Below are 17751 nucleotides of genomic sequence, written 5' to 3' on the forward strand. Positions count from 1 at the left end.
ATCTTTAACAACAACCCCATGGGGCTGACGTGGCGCGATCGCTTCCGCGCCGACGCCGACGTGAGCGATACCCCCGTGCACACGCTTATCGACGTCGTGCGGATCCCCTCGGCGGCGCGCGCGACGCCGTGGGCGATCATCCTCAACAGGTTTCTCTACGCCTCGATCCTCATGGTCGCTGTGGCCTTTATCGTCTACCTTGACAAGGGCGGCTACTCGGAGGAACTCACCTTCGTCGACGCCCTGTATTACTCGGCGGTATCGCTCTCGACAACGGGCTACGGCGATATCACCCCGGTGACGCAGGAGGCGAGGCTGATGAACATCTTCCTCATCACCCCGCTGCGCATCGCCTTCCTGATGCTGCTCGTCGGCACCACCCTGGCCGTGTTGACCGAAGATTCCCGCAAAACCCTTCAGATCCAGCAGTGGAGGAGAACCGTGCGCAACCACACCATCGTCATCGGCTACGGCACCAAGGGGCGCTCCGCCATCGACGCCCTGCTTGCTGACGGCGCCTCGCCGAACACCATCGTCGTCGTCGACCAGGACGCGGGAGTACTCGCCCGCGCGGAAAAGCGCGGCCTGGTCACGGTCCACGGCAACGCGACGAAGTCCGACGTGCTCAAGATCGCCGGGGTCACGAGGGCGCGCTCCGTCGTCGTCGCCCCGTCCAGCGATGACACCGCGGTGCTGGTCACGCTGTCGGTGCGGGAGCTTGCACCGAGTGCGATGATCGTGGCGTCGGTACGCGAGAGCGAAAACCAGCACCTGCTCATGCAATCGGGCGCGGATTCCGTCGTGGTCTCCTCGGAAACCGCCGGGCGCCTCCTCGGTATCGCCACCGTCACGCCGCCGGTGGTGGCGATGATGGAGGACCTGCTCAGCCCCGATGAGGGCTTCGCGGTGGCGGAGCGCCCGATCGGCGACGACGAGGTCGGGGCGAACCCGCGCCACCTCGCCGATATCGTGCTCGGCGTGGTGCGATCCGGCGAGCTCTACCGCATCGACTCGCCGGAGGCGGAGACGGTCGAGCCGGGCGATCGGCTCCTCTACGTTCGCCACACCCGAGAGATCACGGGAAAGACAGAGGCTGCCAGTGGCAATTGATCTCTCCCTGCTCGACGCCGACCAGCGTGTTGCGGCCACCGCGCCGCGCGGGCCCGTGTGCATCCTCGCGGGGGCGGGGACCGGCAAGACGCGCACCATTACCTACCGCATCGCGCACCTGATCGACCAATCCATGGTCTCGCCGAACAAGGTCCTCGCCGTGACGTTTACCCAGCGGGCCGCAGGGGAGATGCGCGATCGGCTGCGCACCCTCGGCATCGGCGGGGTGCAGGCGCGCACCTTCCACGCCGCCGCTCTGCGCCAATTGCGCTACTTCTGGCCCCAGGTCGCCGGCGACCTGCCGTGGCGGGTGCTCGACAACAAGTTCCCCTTGGTCGGCCGCGCCGCGCGTGCCGCCGGGCTCGCCGCCAACAAGGAAATGGTGCGCGACCTCTTAGGGGAAATCGAATGGGCGAAGGCCTCGGTGATCGGTGCCGAGGACTACGCGCGGCGCGTGAGCGGAACGAACCGCACCCCGCCCGCGGACGCGGAGCAGGTCGCGCAGGTCTATCGCCTCTATGAGGAGTACAAAACGAGCCCCGAGGGCATGCTGCTCGACTTCGACGACTTGCTCCTCCACGTCGCCGGGGCGCTGGAGAACGCGCCCGCAGTGGCGGAGGAGTTCCGCTCCCAGTACCAAAGCTTCGTTGTCGATGAGTACCAGGACGTCACACCGCTGCAGCAGCGCGTCCTCGAGGGCTGGCTCGGCCAGCGCGACGACCTCACCGTCGTCGGCGATGCGAACCAGACGATCTATTCGTTTACCGGCGCGACCCCGAACTACCTTTTGAACTTCTCGCGCACCTACGGCCACGCCACCGTGGTCAAGCTGCAGCGGGACTACCGCTCGACGCCGCAGATTACCGGGCTCGCCAACACGGTGATCTCGCGCGCACAGGGCAGGGCGGCGGGCACCCGACTCGAGCTCGAGGGCATGCGCCCGGCGGGGCCCGCCCCCACCTTCGCGGCCTTCGATGACGAGCCGACGGAGGCGCGCGAGGTGGCCACGCAGATCCGCGCGCTTATCGACGCCGGAACTCCCGCCAAGGAAATCGCCGTGCTCTACCGCATCAACGCCCAATCAGCGGCGTTTGAAGCCGCTCTTGCTGACGCCGGCATCCTCTACCAGGTGAGGGGCGGCGAGGGCTTTTTCCAGCGCGCAGAGATCCGCGAGGCGATCGGCGCCTTGGTCTCCGCCGCCCGCCGCACCGACCTGCCGGACGACCCGGTCGCCGTGGCGCGGGCCGCCCTCGCGCCTCTCGGGCTCACCCCGAGCGAGCCGGAGGGCGCGCAGGCGCGCGAGCGCTGGCAAACCCTTGGCGCGCTGGTGGATCTCATCGAGGAGATCGTGACCACGCGGGAGGCGAACAACCTCACCGACGTGCTGCGCTCCCTGCGCCAACGCGCGGATGCAAAGCAGCCCCCGAGCGTCGACGGGGTGACCCTGGCGAGCCTGCACGCGGCGAAGGGCCTGGAGTGGGACGCGGTGTTCCTCGTCGGCCTGGTGGATAACACCATGCCCATCTCGCACGCGATCAAGGCCGGCGACGCGCAGATCGAGGAGGAGCGCAGGCTGCTCTACGTCGGGGTGACCCGCGCCCGCGAACACCTGCGCCTCTCGTGGTCGCTGGCGCGCCAGGAGGGCGGGCGCAAGTCGCGCACCCGCTCTCGCTTCCTCGACGGCATTGCCCCTGACCTCGAGGTGGAAAAGACCCCCGACCGGCTCTCTCGACCCCGTGCCTGCCGGGTGTGCGCGGGCCCGCTGGGCACGCCCGCCGAGAAGTCGCTTGGCCGGCACGCCGACTGCGAGCCGGAGTACAACGAGGAGGCGTTCATGGCGCTCAAGGCGTGGCGGCTCGAGACGGCGCGGGAGGCGGGCCACCCCGCGTACATGGTCTTCTCGGATGCGACGCTGCTCTCCATCGTCGAGACGATGCCCGCGTCCGAGGCGGAGCTGTTGGGCGTCTCCGGGGTTGGCCCGGTGAAGGTGGACAAGTACGGTGGCGAAGTCCTCGAGGTGCTTCGACCGTTTGTGGACTAGAAGCACACGGGGCAGTCGCCGTGCGGGGAGACGACCTCCCTGGCCAGCGGCGTGGGGCCGAAGGGGTCGATGGTGATGACCTCGCCGCGGCGCAGGCCTGGCGCGGAGACGCCTGGCGGGTCGAGCAGCCCGCACAGTCGCCGCAGCGCGACCGCGGCCGCGGCCGCTCCGGCCGCGACGACCAGCGGGTCCGCCGCTGCGGGGTCGGGGGCGTTGGCCCGGATGATGGCGCCCCACTGGTGGTCGCGCTCGGCGTGATAGAGGTGGGCGCACAAGGGGCAGGGGCCGCCGCGGTTGCCGCCGAGCGGGCCGATGAAGACCCGGGTGTCCACTACAGAGATCGGTAGCGTGTCACCGGCGTGGTCGCGCAGGTCGTGCGCGTGCGCGAGGGCATGGGGGAGCGTGTCTATGAGCGCGACGGGGATGTGGGCGTCTAGCCCTTCGAGGGCGCGAGAGAGGGGCTCGGCGCCAAGGGCGCTGCGCACGGTGGCGCCGGCGGATCTGAGGTGCGCCGTGGTGGCGTCGTATAGCGGGCCCGCGCCACAGACGAGCACGCTGGGGCGGGCCGCGGGCACCGCCACCACCACCCGGTATGAGATGAGGTCGCCGAGCAGGCTGAGCGCCGCGGCGGGGCGAAGGCCCGCTTCCACCAGGCCGGAGACGACCTCGGCTTCCGGGGCCGCCTCGCTCAACCTGGCCAGCACCGGGGCGATGCGCGGGGCAAGGTCGGTCTCGACGATGCCGCAGCGCGTCGCGTCGAGGCCGAACTGCAGGGCGTTCGTGCCGCGCGCAATGACGCGCGCGCCGGGGGCGAGGCGGAGGAGGGCCTGCATGCGCACTATTTCACCACAGCTAGACTCACTTTTCATGTGGGCGGAGGAAAACGTGCGGGTGATCCGTTCGGCGAAGCGGACGAAGACCGTCTCGGCGCGCCTCGTTGCCGGCGTGCTTGAGGTGCGCATCCCGGCACGGATGAGCCGGGCCGAGGAGCGCCGGGTGGTCGAAGAGATGGTGGGCAGGCTCGAGCGCAAGGCCACCGCGTCGCGCTTGGGCAAGAGTGACGACGCCCTCTTCGCCCGCGCCCGCCAGCTCAACGATTCCGTGCTGGGCGGGCGGGCCAGTTTCACCTCGATCCGCTGGTCCAGCAGGCAACATACCAGGTGGGGATCGTGCAGCGTCGCCACCGGAGACATCCGCATCAGCGATCGCCTGCGTGAGGTGCCCGACTACGTCGTCGATGTGGTAATCGTCCACGAGCTGGCGCACACAATCGTGCCGGGCCACGGGCCGCAGTTTTGGGAGCTGGCTGACCGCGCACCGCTGGCGGAGCGCGCCAAGGGCTACCTCGAGGCCTACCAGCGCTTCGCGCGCTGAGCGGGGGCTAGCGCTCGTCGTCGCCGTTGCGGAGGTCTTCTTCGAGCTTGGCTAGCTCCTCGTCGAAGCTGGTATCCGGTGCATCATCGAGCAGGGAGTCGATAAACTCCGCGGGGCTGTCGATGTCTTCGGCGGTGGGGAGGAAATCGGGGTGGTCCCACACGGCGTCGCGGCGCGTGGTGCCCACGGCCACATCGACCCGCCGCCACAGCTCGGCTGCCTCGCGCACCTTGGGGGCGGAGAGCTCGATGCCAACGATGTTGGCAAAGGCCCGTTCGGCGGAGCCGCCGGTGGCGCGCCGTCTCGCCCACGCCTCGGTGAGCTGGCTGGTCGAGGGGATGCGGTCGGAGAGGGCAGCGGTGACGACGACGTCGACCCAGCCCTCGACGAGCGCGAGGAGCGTCTCTAGGCGCGAGCTCGCCAGCGAGTTCCTCGTCCCGATGCGAGGGCTAAGGTCCATGCCCTGGAGCTCGTTGAGCTTTTCCTGCAGTTGCTGCGGGTCGCTCGATTCTAGGTCGAGCGAGCGTGCCACCTCCTCGAGGTGGGAGGTGTCGATTTCGAGCCCGGCGGCGTATTCCTCGACCGAGGACACGATGCGTTCAACGAGCCACGGCACGTGGGTAAAGAGGCGCTGGCGGGCAGCTTCGCGGGCTGCGATGAACACGAGCACCTCTTGGCTGGCCACGCCTAGGTCCTTGGAAATCGCCGTGGCGTTGTGCGGCAAGATCGCGGCCGTGCCCTGTGGTGCGACCGGCAGGCCGAAATCGGTGCCGGTTAACGCCTGCTGGGCAAGGTCGCCGAGCGCGTGGCCAAGCTTCATGCCAAAGCTCATCGAGTTCATCGAGTTCATCATCCCGGCGATCGGGCCCATCATCTCGCGGGCCTGCTCGGGCATGGATTCGAGCTGGGCGCGCCCCATGTGCTCGGCGACGGGGTTGACCAGGCGCTTCCACATCGGCATGGTGTGGGTGAGCCAGTCGCCGGCGTTCCAGGCGGCGGGCTGCGCGGGGGAGGTAGGCAGGTCGGTGGCTTCGTCGATCCACAGGTCCGCTAGCCGCAGGGATTCGGCCACGGCGGTGGCATCGCCCGCGGAGGCGGCGGGCTGCTCGCCGATGCGCTGGCGGGCGATGCGGGCCGCGAGGTCGAAGTTCACCGCTTCCCCCTCGGCCCGGTTGTTCATGCTGGTGCCCATGCCGGAGAGCATCTGCCCGAACTGGTTGAGGATGTCGCCGAGGTCGAAGTTGTCGCCGTCGCCGTCTCCGTTGCCGTTGTGGGGAAAGGAGAAACCGAATCCGTTACTCATACCACACACACTACAGTGGCGCACGGGGTGCGGGTGGATGCTGAGAGCGAACGCGGCTGTGTCTGTGGCTTAGCGCTGGGATATGATGTTGCCCCGTGACAGAGCCGACGACAGGGCCGACAACAGGGCCGACGCAAGTGCCCACGCCGCCGCGCGAGGACAACCCGCGCCGCTGGTCCACGGTGATCTGGGGGGCGGTGCCGGTGGGGTTGCTCGCGCTCGCGCTCTCGCTCGATCACGTGCCCGCTACCGATATCGCCCTCACCGTTCCTTTCGCCGCCGAGGGCCCGGGGCCGACGTTTAACACGCTTGGCGACGTCGAAGGCACCCCGGTCGTCGACGTTGAGGGCGCCGAGGTGGATCCCACGGAGGGCAACCTCAACATGACCACGGTTTCGGTGCGCACGAACATGACCCTGGCGCAGGCGCTGGGCCGCTGGATCGGTACCGGAGACACCTTGGTGCCGTTGGGGCAGGTCATCCCGCCCGATGTGAGCGAGGAGGAGCTGCGCAGGCTCAACGAGTCTGCGTTCGTCGCCTCCGAGGCGGCGGCGACGGTGGCGGCGATGAACCACCTCGGGCTGCCGACCGAGGTGGTCGTCCACGACCTCGTGCCCGGATCCGCCGCGGATGGCGTGCTAGAGCCGGGCGATGTCATCACGGCCGTCGATGCGCGCGGGGTATCTCAGCCCGGCGAGGTGCAAGACCTCGTGCGGGCGCGCGCGGCGGGCGAGAAGGTGGTGCTGGGCGTCAGGCGCGGTGAGCGTGCCTTCGACGTGGAGGCCACACTCGGGGATAACCCCGAAGAGCCTGGCTCACCGCAGCTCGGGGTGCTCATGACCTCGCAGCCGGCAGGGGATGTCTCGGTGGACTATAACCTCAATGATGTGGGCGGCCCCAGCGCGGGGATGATGTTCTCTCTTGCCGTCATTGACAAGCTCTCCCCGGGACTGCTCAACGGCGGGCGGTTTGTCGCGGGCACCGGAACCATCGCCGAGGACGGTAAGGTCGGCCCGATTGGGGGCATTGCGCACAAGATCCGGGCGGCGCGCGACGCCGGGGCGGAGCTGTTTTTGGCGCCCGCGGGCAATTGTTCTGAGGTCGCGCGCGTCGATTCCGGGGAGATGGTGGTAGCGGGCGTCGCCACGCTTGACGACGCCATCTCGGCCATGCAGGACTTTAGCGCGGGCCGCGACGTCCCCGCCTGCCGCTAGCCCGCAGGCTGCTGTTGCTGCTCTTCGGTGGCCTGGCCGCCCGGCTTGGCGAGGCCGAGCGAGACGATGCGCTCGCGCGGGTCATCCTTATCGGAGGACATGAGCTGTTGCATGACTTGGCCGGTGGTGTTGTCCACGACTGTGATGATCACTGTGGTGCCCAGAGTCGACCACCCGACAACGCGCTCGCCGGTGTCTTCGACGATGCGGGAGCTGCGCAGCTCGGTGAGCAGTTGCGTTGTGGAGGCGGCTTTCGCGTCAGAGTCGAAGAATTGGAACTGGCCGACATCGGGGCCGGAGCAGTCGAAGGACCCGTCCGAATCGACGGCGAGGCACTCGTCCAACTGCGCGAAGAACGACTCCGGCGCCAGCGTGGAGAAGCGCTGGGCCACGACGCCGACCGCCTCTTTCTCTCGAGCGTCTTTCTCCCGCGTTTTATTCGCCTCGGTGCTCGCCTCTGCGGAAGTGCTCGTGGCGGTGCTCGTCGCAGTGCTCGTGGCGGTGCTTGCCTCGGTGCTCGTCGCGCTTTCCTGGTCCACCCCGCCACCCTGCGGGGATATGCTCTGGGGTGAGGTGCAGGCGGCGAGGATGGCGGCCGCGCACGCCAATGCAACGGCCGCGGCGGCGGGGCGGGAGGAGGGGTGGATCACTCGGATGACTCCTAGAGACGGCGTTCGGTCACACTCAAACAGTTCGCACACTACCCTAAATCCCCCTCGTCCGGCTCCTGCTCGAGCCCGTAGCGCAGCGCCGCAATCACGCCCGGCGCGACGCCCGGGCCGCCGCGCAGCTCGATGTCGTCCTCGGCGAACGGGCCGCGCTGCGCAAGCTCCTCGTCCGTGGGGCGCAGCTGGAGGAGCGTGAGCTCGACGTCGTCGCTGCGCAATACCCCGGAAAACAGCCGCGCCGGGCGTGGTCCTTGAACTCCCGGCGCGGAGGAATCGACAAAGGAGATCTCCTGGGCGAGGATGACGCCTTCGACCTCGCGGGGCCACACGACGCGCGCGACGTAGTCTGCCAGCTCGGGGGAGCCGGGTGGGAGGCTCGCCGGGAGGTTGTCCTGGACGACGAGGGTGAGCGGCGCCTCCGTCGGCGCGTCGGCGGCCTCGAGGTTGTCAAGGTGGTCGACGAGGAGGCGCGTGGGCACGAGGCCGAACAGAGTCGGCCCGGCGTCCCAGCCTTCCGCGTGGACGAATTCCACGGCCTCCATCATCGCCTTGTTCAGTGCCTGCTGCTCGCGCATGGGGGAACCTTTCGGGTTACGAGATCGTTTAACAGCCTAGGCTATACATGACATTGATCATTCTTAGAATCTTTTAAGGAGCTGGATTGGCTACCCGCCTCACCCCGCCGCAGCCGAGCGCGAGGACGAACTCTGGGATCTTGACCGTCATTGGGGTCGTCGCGTTGATCTTGTTCCTCGTTCCCATGGCCGCCGGGTTCTACACGGATTGGCTGTGGTTCGGGGATCTCGGTTTCCGTGGCGTGTTTAACAAGGTACTTCTCGCCCGAGTTGCGCTCTTCGTGGTCTTCGCCGCGGTGGGTGGAGCCATCGCGTATGCGGCCGCCTACGTTGCGTGGCGCGGCCGCCCGCGCAGCATCCTGGGAGCTGTCGACGCGCCGTACCGGGCGCAGATCGCCTCGGCGGTGCGCAACTTGTTGGTCTGGGTTCCGCTCGCCGTCGCGGTGTTTGCTGGGCTGGCGGGGCAGCGCTCGTGGCGCACGATCATGCTGTGGCTCGAGGGCGGGGACTTCGGGGTGACGGACCCGCAGTTCGGCCGAGACCTCGGGTTCTACGCGTTTGCGTTGCCCGGTATCTCGGTGGTGCTGGGCACGCTGTCGATGCTGCTTATCGTCGCCTTCTTTGTCGGGCTGGTCGCGCATTACCTGCTCGGCGGGATCAGGATCGGCTCGAACATCGCGGGGGTCAGCGGGTACGTCTCGCGCACCGCTCGGATCCAGCTGGCTGTGACGGCAGGGCTGTGGATGCTGCTGCGCGCGGTGGGGTATTTCCTTGAGCGCTACACGTTGCTCTATCAGCAAAACGACATCTTCACCGGCGCCTCCTACACGACGATTAATGCCTCCCTTCCTGCGAAGATCGCGCTGATGGTCATTGCGGTGATCGTGGCGGCAGCTTTCTTCGCCTCGATCGTGTTCCAGGATTTCCGCATCCCGGTGCTCGCCACCGTCCTCATGCTCGTCTCCGCGGTGGTCATCGGCGGGGTGTGGCCCGCGTTGCTCGAGCAGTTCTCCGTCAAGCCCAACCGCCAGGCGAAGGAAAACGAATACATCGGCCGCAACATCGAGGCCACGCGCTACGCCTACGGGATTACCGACGACCAGGTCACCTACCTCGATAACTGGGGGGCGGGGGAGTCGTCCAACCAGGCCAATCAGAAGGTCGCGAACGACGCGGCGACGATCTCCAACATCCGCCTGCTCGACCCGGACATCATCTCCCCGACGTTTACCCAGAACCAGCAGCTGCGCAACTTCTACGGCTTCCCTGAGACCTTGGCGATGGACCGCTACGAGGTCGATGGCCAGATGCGCGATTTCGTCGTTGCGGCCCGCGAGCTCGACCCGAACGCACTGCGTGAAAACCAGCGCGATTGGATCAACCGGCACACCGTCTACACCCACGGCAACGGGTTTATCGCCGCGCAGGCCAATACTGTCGATGAAGCGGCCCAAGACGCTGGCTCGACGCGCGGCGGCCTTCCCATCTTCACCGTTTCTGACCTGCAGGCCAACGCTGTGGCGTCGGAAAGCAATGAGGCGGATAAGCTCGGCATTAAGGTCGAGGAGCCACGCATCTACTATGGTCCCGTCATCGCGTCGTCGGACGACGGGTTGGACTACGCCATCGTGGGGGACAACGGGCAGGGCCCGGTAGAGTACGACACGGATTCTTCGAGCTACACCTATGCCGGTGAAAGCGGTGTTGACCTGGGCAACTGGTTCAACCGTGCGGCATACGCGCTGAAGTACCAGGAGCTCAATTTCCTACTGTCCGACCGGGTGGGCGGGGAGTCGAAGATCCTCTACGACCGCGATCCGCGCAACCGCGTCGAGCAGGTCGCCCCTTGGTTGACGACCGATTCAAAGACCTACCCGGCGGTGATCGACGGCCGGGTGAAGTGGATCGTCGATGGGTATACCACCTTGTCCCAGCTGCCGTACTCCACCCGCACCTCGATGGAGAACACCACCCAAGATGCGCTCAACCCAGATGGTACGACGCAGCGGCTGGTGAACAACAACCTGGGCTACATCCGCAACTCGGTGAAGGCCACAGTCGATGCCTACGACGGCACCGTCGAGCTCTACGCTTTCGACGAGCAGGACCCGGTGCTCAAGGCGTGGATGGGGGTGTTCCCGGACTCGGTCAAGCCGGCCAGCGAGATCTCCGATACGCTGCGCGAGCACCTGCGCTACCCTGAGGACCTTTTCAAGGTGCAGCGCGAGCTGCTCGCCCGCTACCATGTCGACGACCCTGCGGTGTTCTTCAGCAACGACGCGTTCTGGTCCGTGCCCAACGACCCGACCGCGCCGGAGGGGCGCCAGGAGCTCAACCAGCCGCCGTACTACGTCGTCGCGGCCGATCCCGAGACGCGGCAGCCGTCCTTCCAGCTCATCACCCCGTACCGCGGTCTCAACCGCGAGTTCCTCTCGGCCCACATGTCGGTGGGCTCCGATCCGGAGAACTACGGCAAGATCACCGTGCGGGTGCTGCCGACGAACACGCAGACCCAGGGGCCGAAGCAGGCCCAGGACCAGCTGATGTCCTCCGACCAGGTGGCGCGCGACCGCTCGCTGTGGGAGGGCACGAACGACCTGAAGAACGGCAACCTCCTTACCTTGCCGGTGGGAGATGGGGAGATCCTCTACGTCGAGCCGGTCTACTCCCAGCGCAAGGACCAGGCCTCGGCGTTCCCGAAGCTCCTGCGCGTGCTCGTGTTCTATCAGGGCCGCGTTGGCTACGCTCCGACGATCTCGCAGGCGCTGAGCCAGGTTGGTATCCAGTCGGACGCCGCGCAGGACATCTCCATTGCCGACGACGCCGCTCCGGCGCCCGACGCGCAGGATAAGGCGCCGTCACCTGCCGTGCAGCCGGGTACCGCAAAGAGCGCCGATGAGGCTCTCAAGGGCATCGACGACGCGCTGCGCAACCTGGAAGGGGCCCGCAACGGCTCCTTCGAGGAGTACGGCAAAGCCCTCGACGAGCTGGATCGGGCGGTCGGGGAGTACCAAAAACTCCAGAAGTAGCCTGATCCCCTGGCGAAACCACACCTCGCCAGGGGATTTGGTGTTTAGTGGGGGCGTCACTATAGTTGGTACACGTTGCCGACGCGGACGGGGTTCCGCCCGCGAGGGCAGCAGGTGAAGTACATATCACCCGTCGCGGGGTGGAGCAGCTCGGTAGCTCGCTGGGCTCATAACCCAGAGGTCGTAGGTTCGAATCCTGCCCCCGCTACTAATTATCTGAGATTGACCCCTTCTCCTTCGGGAGAGGGGGTCATTTCGTTGCGCACGGATGCGACGGGCCGGGGAAGCAGAACGGTGAAGCGGCGGCCTCGCCTCGCCCGAGCTGGTCTTCAATGCGCTCGTGCGGAGTCGTGTTCTCCGGCGCGGTGGAGCTCGCGCGCTATTGCTTGCCGCGACCGACCAGGAGGTCAAAGAGATCCTCCATCGGCGCTTTTCAATGGCGAACTTCAACGAGTCGGCAACCGTCTCGAGACCCCGGCGGTAGGAGTCGCAGAGAACCGCGTAGGCCTTGCCGTGGAGATCGCGTCTATTACCGCGGTGTTGACGATCAGGTGACTGACAGCCTCTGGGTGTATGACACCGAGTGCGTCGTGGCTGGCCAGTAGGTGTGCGTTGACGCTTGCGGCGTCGCGCCCCGGCCGTGTGTATGGGCGTCCTTGATCGCAGTGAAAAGTTGACCATGGAGTGGATTGAAAACGTCCTCTTCACCGAGAGGGTCGAGCACGTACGCGTCCGCTTTGTCATTCTGTGACCACAGCAGGCTGTTGAGGACCTGGACCTCGGGGTCGAAGTTGAAGTCGGGGCGAGTCATAGCCCGCGTGTGACGTCGGTAAGGGCGAGTGAAGCGTAGGTGTTTCCCGCTTCTTGTCCTTCGGGCAGGGGTGGTCTCCGTGTCAACACACCAGTGGCGGTGATCATCGAACCGTGGGTGTAGTCGGCGGCGACGAGCTCAGCGAGAGCCCCTTCAGCAAAAGCCTGCGCGACCAACAACAACCGCGGATTGTCGGGGTCCCGGGCAAAAATCTGCATCGTTACCCGCTCGGGGTTCGCGTCATCATCTCTCGCGGGCGCCCCAAAGACCCGGCCGGAAATAGTCGTCATCATCGTCAGTTCCCTTCTCGCGATCGGCTTCTGTCTATTGCAGCGACTCGACGTAGTCAAGGGGTGGGCACTTCGAGCTCATCTCGTGGTCATGTGCGAGCGCCGCGTCCCGCTCCTCCCATGTCATCCCGGCGTAAGGATCATTGGTAATCGCCTTGACCATGACCTCACCGTCGCTGAGAGCGCCGCTGGCAGCGAGCTCCTGGGTCCGCCGGCGCTAGCGAAGATTGACGCCCCAACCCTCTATGTTATGCCGCTAAAGTCTTGAGGCATCACAGGAACTAACCCCATCAGCACACCAACTACATCGGCTCGCGCCCATTCGGGTTCCGGCTCCGGCTCCGGCAGGGCCCTATATTATCCCCCAGCGATGAGTGTTCTCACTCCTTGAACCAGTGCCAGGCGGCCTAACAGCCGGAATCGGGGAGCTCAGAACCTCGCAATGAACTTGACCCCAATGTCGACCCGTGATGGCTTGGAGCGGGGCACCGCCAAACATCCGACTTGCCGAATGTTGGGCACCTCCTCAACACAGCCTCTCCTTCCACACAGTCAAAGAAAGGGGTAATTTGGTGTTTGGTTATGTATTTCTAGTGGTGGGGGCTCTACTTCTCTCACTACTGTCCTCCGGGATGGTTAGTGCGACGAACAGGGGTAGCCTAGAGCGCATCGAGGCTATCGGCATCAGGACTAGAGCTACCCTCTCTTCCGACGCGGCATGGAACGAAGGCCATAAGGCGGCCATTCCTTACTTGAATGCGGCGTCAATCACGGGTTTCGTAGGAGCGCTGTTTTCGGTGCTGGCCCTTATCTTTTTCAAGCCCGACGGCAACACCGTTACGGGTTCACTTTACGCCCTCCCAGTAGCCACCCTAGTGGTACAAATCATCACTTTGCTTTGGTCCGCATCCAAAGCAAATCAGAGAGCAAAGCTGTCCATGACTAAGTAGAAGGATCGCCATTTAGAAAACAGGATCGCTGCAGTAGTAGTTGGGGTGGCAATCCCGCACTCGTCGTTCAAGGAATTATCTATATTTACGAATGTTTTGCCTCGGGACACCGGAAGCCGATGATTTTTCTTGGCGTCTTTGTCTAGTTTGTGCAGATGTATCGTGACTCGGTTGGCGGCCAATCGTATTTGACGATGAGTTCCCCATTGGCGGTGGCGATGCTGATTCCGTCGTGGCCCCAACCGGCCCATACTGTTTAGCCGCTGTAGCGATGTAGAACTCCGCCGATTCCGTCTGTGCTGTGTGCTCGGTCTTTTTCGACTGGAGCTCGGAGACTTCGCGGGCGAGAACGATTTCGCGCTCGAATTCAGGGTTTCCGGTGGCGAGCGACTTGTTGCGTGCGAGCACATTGGACTTATCATCGTCGACGTCAAGGGAGTTTGCGGCCTGTGTGCCCTGGTAGATCTGCTGGATGAAGTCTTGTTTGTACTTCAGCGTCGACCAGGCGTGGTCGTCGGCTGTTCCTGCCGCGATGTAGTGGTAGATCCCCTCCGAACCGGGCGCGGGCACCGCCTTCCCGAGCACCTCGGTGCGGGCGGCTGGCGACGCCTCGACGAAGGCCGCCGTCGGCCAGCAGCTGCAGCCCGTCATGGACTCGTTCTACGCGTACAACCCCGACTTCCACGCCAAGGTGTCCAACGCGTCGAGGGAGATCGCGAGCTTCAACCATCGGATCACGATGATGGGAGCCATGCTCACGGTGGTTGGCGTGCGCATGGCCCTTGGCGCGTGCCAGCGCGGCATCCGGACGCAGTTCATCGCCGAGGCGATCATCGTCTGCTTGGTCGGAGGAATCACCGGGATCGTAATTGGGCAGGTTCAACCGGTGGTTGCAACACCGGCTTGTTTCAGGGATTGTAGTGCTTCACCGAAGACTTCGGCGGGGGTCTTCCAGCCGAGGGTCTTGCGGGGTCTGTTGTTGAGGGTGTGGGCCACCGCTTCGAGGTCGTCTGCGCTCCAGCGGGACAGGTCGGTGCCCTTGGGGAAGTACTGACGTAGCAGGCCGTTGGTGTTCTCGTTGGTGGGCCGTTGCCACGGGGAGTGCGGATCAGCGAAGAACACCTTGGTGCCAGTCTCAAGAGTGAACGCGGCATGTCCTGATAGTTCCTTGCCGCGGTCCCAGGTGATCGTCTTGCGTAACTGCTGGGGCAGGGTCGTGATCGCAGCGGCCAGAGCCGCGTTCATCGCGACTGCACCGTAGCCGCCCAGCGCGGGGCCGTTCTTGACCGGAGGGTGCTCGCCCCAGCCGTCGAGGCGGGGCAAGTGGACCAGGATCGTCGCGCGGCTGCGACGCTCGACCAAGGTCCCGATCGCAGAGCGGCCGGTCCCGATGACCAGGTCACCTTCCCAGTGTCCTGGAACAGCGCGATCAGCGGCTTCTGCGGGGCGTTGGCTGATCACGACCTCGGCGCCGACATGACCGCCGGGTTTGTTCCGGGAACGCTCACGGGGCTGTCGCAACGCCCTGCCCGTTCGCAGGCAAGCCACCAGCTCACGCTTCAGCGCGCCGCGGCCTTCGATGAACAACGCTTGGTAGATCGCCTCATGACTGATACGCATTGACTCATCATCAGGGAAATCCAGCTTCAAGCGGTGACTGATCTGCTCCGGGCTCCAACTGGTGGCCCACCGTCGATCTTGCCGACGAGGCTTGTTCAACCCCTTCCACGTCGGCGTGACCGGCCCTTCCACCGGCGTCCCGTCCGGGCCAGTGACCTTCCCAGAGAGTCTGTCCTGGACATAGTCGCGAAGCCGCAGGTTGGCCACCAGCTTCGCGGTCTTGGGTCGTTTCGCGGCCTCTTGGGCTTTCCATTGGGCCACCGTGGCGCGATACTCCAGCTTCCCGCTGCGGGTAGCAGCGTTGCGGCGCGACTCCCGACTGATCGTGCCCGGATCCCGCCCAAGGGTACGCGCGATCGACCGGACACCGCGTCCCTGAGCACGCAAGATCGCGATCTCCTCTCGCTCCTCGAAACTGAGATAACGACCAGTTGGCTCCGTCAACGTCAGCGGTGGCATACCGCCAGCGTGACGGAACCACCGTGATCCGACCGGCACCGACACCCCCACCGCCAGCGCTGCCTCCGCTGTCGTGACCCCGGCCGCGATCAGGCGCCAGAATTGTCGCTGCACCGCCCTCGATGGCTGCGGTCTGCCCGGAGAGCGCATTGCTGGCCGCAACGCCCGGTCCGCGCGCCACTGCCGCCGCATCCCCTCCGGGACCTCGCTGGTCTTCATGCTCCAGTCCTTGGTCGCCATCCTTGAACACCTTTCTCACCTCAAGGTGTTGCGACGACCAGTTGAATCCGCCTTGGTTCCGAATTCGGTATGACGGGCTCGCTGCTCATTGGCAACCTTGTGTTTCCGCCGCTCTACGCCGTGCTCCTATCGCTCGGGTACTCTCTGGCGATCGGCCTGTTCTTCGGCCTCTACCCGACCGACCGGGCCGCCAAGCTCGACCCGATCGAGGCGCTGCGCTACGAGTAGCGACCCGGTACGATATTCCTCCATGCGGGATCGCCTCTGGAGGACAGTGCCTATAGGGGACCGTGTGCTAACGGCGGTCGCGGCCGCGCTCGCTCTCCTCTACGTTCTCGTCGCTGTGAGCACGCCGACACCGGTGAACATCCTGCAGGCGTTGGCCTCGGCGTGGTTCGTCCCGTTCTTCTGGGTGTGGCGCTCCCGCCCGGTGCTGAGCGCCGCGGGCTTCTTCGTCGGGCTGGCCGCGTGGTCGGTCTCGTGGTTCGCGGCGCTGCCGGCGAATCCGGGGGTGGCGCCCTGGCTCGTCGTCGCCCCGATGGCCGTCTATGCCTCGGCCCGCCACTGCACCGACCGCCGTGCCCCGGGCCTCGTCCTGGCGCTGTCTTTGGCGGGCTCCTTCGTCTCGCCGGCGATGTGGCAGCTCCAGGAGAGTCTCGAGCTGCGCTACGCGGCAGGCACCGAGGCGGCATTCCGCCTGGCTTTCCACTGGGCGCTGCTCATCGCGGTCTACTTCGCCGGCACCCGCGGCTACGCCATCGAGCGGCAGCGCGAGGCGGAGGAAAAGCAGCGGCTCGCGGCACTACGCGGCGCGCAGGAAGAGGAGCGCATGCTCATCGCGCGCGAGCTTCACGACGCCCTCGCGCACAGCCTCACCCTCATGAAAGTGCAGGCGGCCGCGGGGCTCGTGGCGTCGAAAAGCGATCCTGAGGCGGCCGTGGGCGCGCTCGAGGAGATCCGGCAGACCTCCGATGAGGCGCTCACCGCGGTACGCGAGATCGTCCACGCGCTGCGCAACAGCAGTGCCGTTGCCCGACGCGTAGACCTCCCGGGCGTGATCGAGGGTTTCCGCGCTGCGGGGCTCGACATTGACGCGCGGATCCCTGCGGAGCTTGACGCCTCGCCTGAGCTGATCCAGCTGGCGGTCTCTCGGATCGTTACAGAGGCGTTCACCAACGTCCTGCGGCACCAGGGCGTCGGTGCTCGCGTGATCGTGGAGGTGACCTGCGGGGATTGCCTCGCGATAGACGTCGCCTCGAGCGGCACCGCGCAGGCCGACAGCCGCGGCTCACGAACGGGGCTCATCGGACTCGAGGAGCGCGCCCGCTCGCTTGGTGGCAGCTTTCGAGCAGGCGGCAGCCCTAAGAGCTTTCGCGTCCACGCGGAGCTGCCGTTATGAGCATCCGCGTCTTGCTTGCAGATGACCAAGCGTTGCTCGCTAAGGCCCTGGCCACCATCCTCGCTGCCGAGCCCGACATCGAGATCGTGGCGCAGTCCCGCGATGGCGTAGAGGCGGTCGCCGCCGCGCGGGGGAGGCTTATCGACGTCGCCGTGCTTGACATCCGGATGCCGAGGATGGACGGCATCGCAGCGGCCAAGGCGATTATGGCCGCTCACCCATCCATCCGCGTGGTCATGCTCACCACCTTCGACGACGAAGAGCTCGTCGCCGAGGCGCTGACTGCCGGGGTGCACGGCTTTTTGCTCAAGGACTCCGACCCCGAGGAGCTTGCCGCCACGGTGCGGGCGGTGGCGGCGGGGGAGTCGGTGCTCTCCAGCAAGGTCACCGGTCCCGTGCTCGCGGCCTACCGCGCCGCACACTCACGCGGCAGGGCCCTCTCCCTGGAGCAGCGCCGTGCCCTCGACCTCGTCACCGCACGGGAGATGGACGTGCTCGCACTCGTTGCCGAGGGCTACACGAACTCCGAGATCGCCGAGCGCCTTCATGTTGCCGAGACGACGGTGAAGACCCACGTGTCGAGCCTGCTGGCAAAGCTGCACGCCCGAGACCGCGTGGCGCTCGTGCTCTTCGCGCTCCGGGCGGGGCTCTCCTCCTCCTAGGGGAGG

17 protein-coding genes, 1 tRNA gene and 1 pseudogene are annotated in these 17751 nt (G+C 66.1%); 10 read left to right on the top strand and 9 right to left on the bottom strand.

Translation table 11 applies throughout. From position 1 onward, the window contains the following. Positions 1–18: 18 nt before the first annotated feature. Both C3E79_RS02880 and C3E79_RS02885 read left to right on the top strand, forming a co-directional pair. Positions 19–1110: a potassium channel family protein gene (locus C3E79_RS02880; protein ID WP_108405019.1), complete on the top strand. Its 1092-nt coding sequence runs from the start codon at positions 19–21 to the stop codon at positions 1108–1110. Next, positions 1100–3151 carry an ATP-dependent DNA helicase UvrD2 gene (locus tag C3E79_RS02885; protein WP_108403554.1) on the top strand — a complete coding sequence of 684 codons (2052 nt, stop codon included), beginning with the start codon at positions 1100–1102 and terminating at the stop codon, positions 3149–3151. Before C3E79_RS02880 ends, C3E79_RS02885 begins: the two co-directional genes overlap by 11 nt. Here C3E79_RS02885 and C3E79_RS02890 read toward each other — a convergent pair. Continuing rightward, on the bottom strand, positions 3148–3984 hold the full coding sequence (locus C3E79_RS02890; protein WP_235840534.1) for a hypothetical protein: 837 nt from the start codon (positions 3982–3984) through the stop codon (positions 3148–3150). The genes C3E79_RS02885 and C3E79_RS02890 overlap by 4 nt on opposite strands. On the opposite strand from C3E79_RS02890, the gene C3E79_RS02895 reads away from it, so the two are divergent. Continuing rightward, a complete protein-coding gene (locus C3E79_RS02895) occupies positions 3983–4525 on the top strand; it encodes a M48 metallopeptidase family protein (protein WP_235840533.1) in 543 nt (180 codons plus the stop codon). The two genes, C3E79_RS02890 and C3E79_RS02895, sit on opposite strands and share 2 nt — an antisense overlap. 7 nt (positions 4526–4532) lie before the next feature. Here the strand turns inward: C3E79_RS02895 and C3E79_RS02900 are convergent, their stop codons facing one another. Continuing rightward, on the bottom strand, positions 4533–5828 hold the full coding sequence (locus C3E79_RS02900) for a zinc-dependent metalloprotease (RefSeq protein WP_108403557.1): 1296 nt from the start codon (positions 5826–5828) through the stop codon (positions 4533–4535). A 203-nt stretch (positions 5829–6031) separates the two neighbouring features. Between C3E79_RS02900 and C3E79_RS02905 the strand changes: the two genes are divergently transcribed. Further along, positions 6032–7042 (top strand): YlbL family protein, encoded by a 1011-nt coding sequence (locus C3E79_RS02905; protein WP_108405020.1) that lies wholly within the window; start codon positions 6032–6034, stop codon positions 7040–7042. Here C3E79_RS02905 and C3E79_RS11460 read toward each other — a convergent pair. Continuing rightward, positions 7039–7692, bottom strand: a complete 654-nt coding sequence (locus C3E79_RS11460; protein WP_179948309.1) for a hypothetical protein — start codon at positions 7690–7692, stop codon at positions 7039–7041. The two genes, C3E79_RS02905 and C3E79_RS11460, sit on opposite strands and share 4 nt — an antisense overlap. A gap of 50 nt (positions 7693–7742) precedes the next feature. Continuing rightward, positions 7743–8285: a PPA1309 family protein gene (locus C3E79_RS02915; RefSeq protein WP_108403558.1), complete on the bottom strand. Its 543-nt coding sequence runs from the start codon at positions 8283–8285 to the stop codon at positions 7743–7745. A gap of 86 nt (positions 8286–8371) precedes the next feature. Between C3E79_RS02915 and C3E79_RS02920 the strand changes: the two genes are divergently transcribed. Both C3E79_RS02920 and C3E79_RS02925 read left to right on the top strand, forming a co-directional pair. Next, complete coding sequence (locus tag C3E79_RS02920; protein WP_108403559.1) at positions 8372–11314, top strand: UPF0182 family protein; 2943 nt, start codon at positions 8372–8374, stop codon at positions 11312–11314. A gap of 134 nt (positions 11315–11448) precedes the next feature. Further along, a tRNA-Met gene (locus tag C3E79_RS02925) sits at positions 11449–11522 on the top strand. A 599-nt stretch (positions 11523–12121) separates the two neighbouring features. Here the strand turns inward: C3E79_RS02925 and C3E79_RS02930 are convergent. Both C3E79_RS02930 and C3E79_RS11685 read right to left on the bottom strand, forming a co-directional pair. Beyond that, positions 12122–12418, bottom strand: a complete 297-nt coding sequence (locus tag C3E79_RS02930) for a hypothetical protein (RefSeq protein WP_108403560.1) — start codon at positions 12416–12418, stop codon at positions 12122–12124. 31 nt (positions 12419–12449) lie between these two features. Then, positions 12450–12578 (bottom strand): hypothetical protein, encoded by a 129-nt coding sequence (locus tag C3E79_RS11685; RefSeq protein WP_268876065.1) that lies wholly within the window; start codon positions 12576–12578, stop codon positions 12450–12452. Positions 12579–13047: 469 nt separating this feature from the next. On the opposite strand from C3E79_RS11685, the gene C3E79_RS11805 reads away from it, so the two are divergent. Further along, the gene (locus C3E79_RS11805) at positions 13048–13365 is read left to right on the top strand and encodes an SdpI family protein (RefSeq protein WP_425266438.1); all 318 of its coding nucleotides are present in this window, start codon (positions 13048–13050) and stop codon (positions 13363–13365) included. 75 nt (positions 13366–13440) lie between these two features. On the opposite strand, the gene C3E79_RS02940 is transcribed toward C3E79_RS11805, so the two are convergent. From C3E79_RS02940 to C3E79_RS02950, 3 genes are read right to left on the bottom strand one after another with little or no spacing between them, the layout of a single operon-like run. After that, on the bottom strand, positions 13441–14016 hold the full coding sequence (locus C3E79_RS02940; protein ID WP_108403562.1) for a hypothetical protein: 576 nt from the start codon (positions 14014–14016) through the stop codon (positions 13441–13443). 9 nt (positions 14017–14025) lie between these two features. After that, the gene (locus tag C3E79_RS02945) at positions 14026–14223 is read right to left on the bottom strand and encodes a hypothetical protein (protein WP_108403563.1); all 198 of its coding nucleotides are present in this window, start codon (positions 14221–14223) and stop codon (positions 14026–14028) included. 21 nt (positions 14224–14244) lie between these two features. Then, on the bottom strand, positions 14245–15663 hold the full coding sequence (locus tag C3E79_RS02950) for an IS30 family transposase (protein WP_108405021.1): 1419 nt from the start codon (positions 15661–15663) through the stop codon (positions 14245–14247). A gap of 72 nt (positions 15664–15735) precedes the next feature. On the opposite strand from C3E79_RS02950, the pseudogene C3E79_RS11295 reads away from it, so the two are divergent. The 3 genes and pseudogenes from C3E79_RS11295 to C3E79_RS02960 all read left to right on the top strand — a co-directional run. After that, positions 15736–15912, top strand: a pseudogene (locus C3E79_RS11295) (ABC transporter permease); the annotation flags it as partial. Between the two features lie 64 nt (positions 15913–15976). Then, positions 15977–17083: a sensor histidine kinase gene (locus tag C3E79_RS02955; protein ID WP_108403564.1), complete on the top strand. Its 1107-nt coding sequence runs from the start codon at positions 15977–15979 to the stop codon at positions 17081–17083. Next, complete coding sequence (locus C3E79_RS02960; protein ID WP_108403565.1) at positions 17080–17745, top strand: response regulator; 666 nt, start codon at positions 17080–17082, stop codon at positions 17743–17745. The genes C3E79_RS02955 and C3E79_RS02960 overlap by 4 nt, the downstream gene beginning before the upstream one ends. The last annotated feature ends 6 nt before the right edge of the window (positions 17746–17751 follow it).

This window comes from Corynebacterium liangguodongii, assembly GCF_003070865.1.
In the GTDB taxonomy this organism is placed as follows: domain Bacteria; phylum Actinomycetota; class Actinomycetes; order Mycobacteriales; family Mycobacteriaceae; genus Corynebacterium; species Corynebacterium liangguodongii.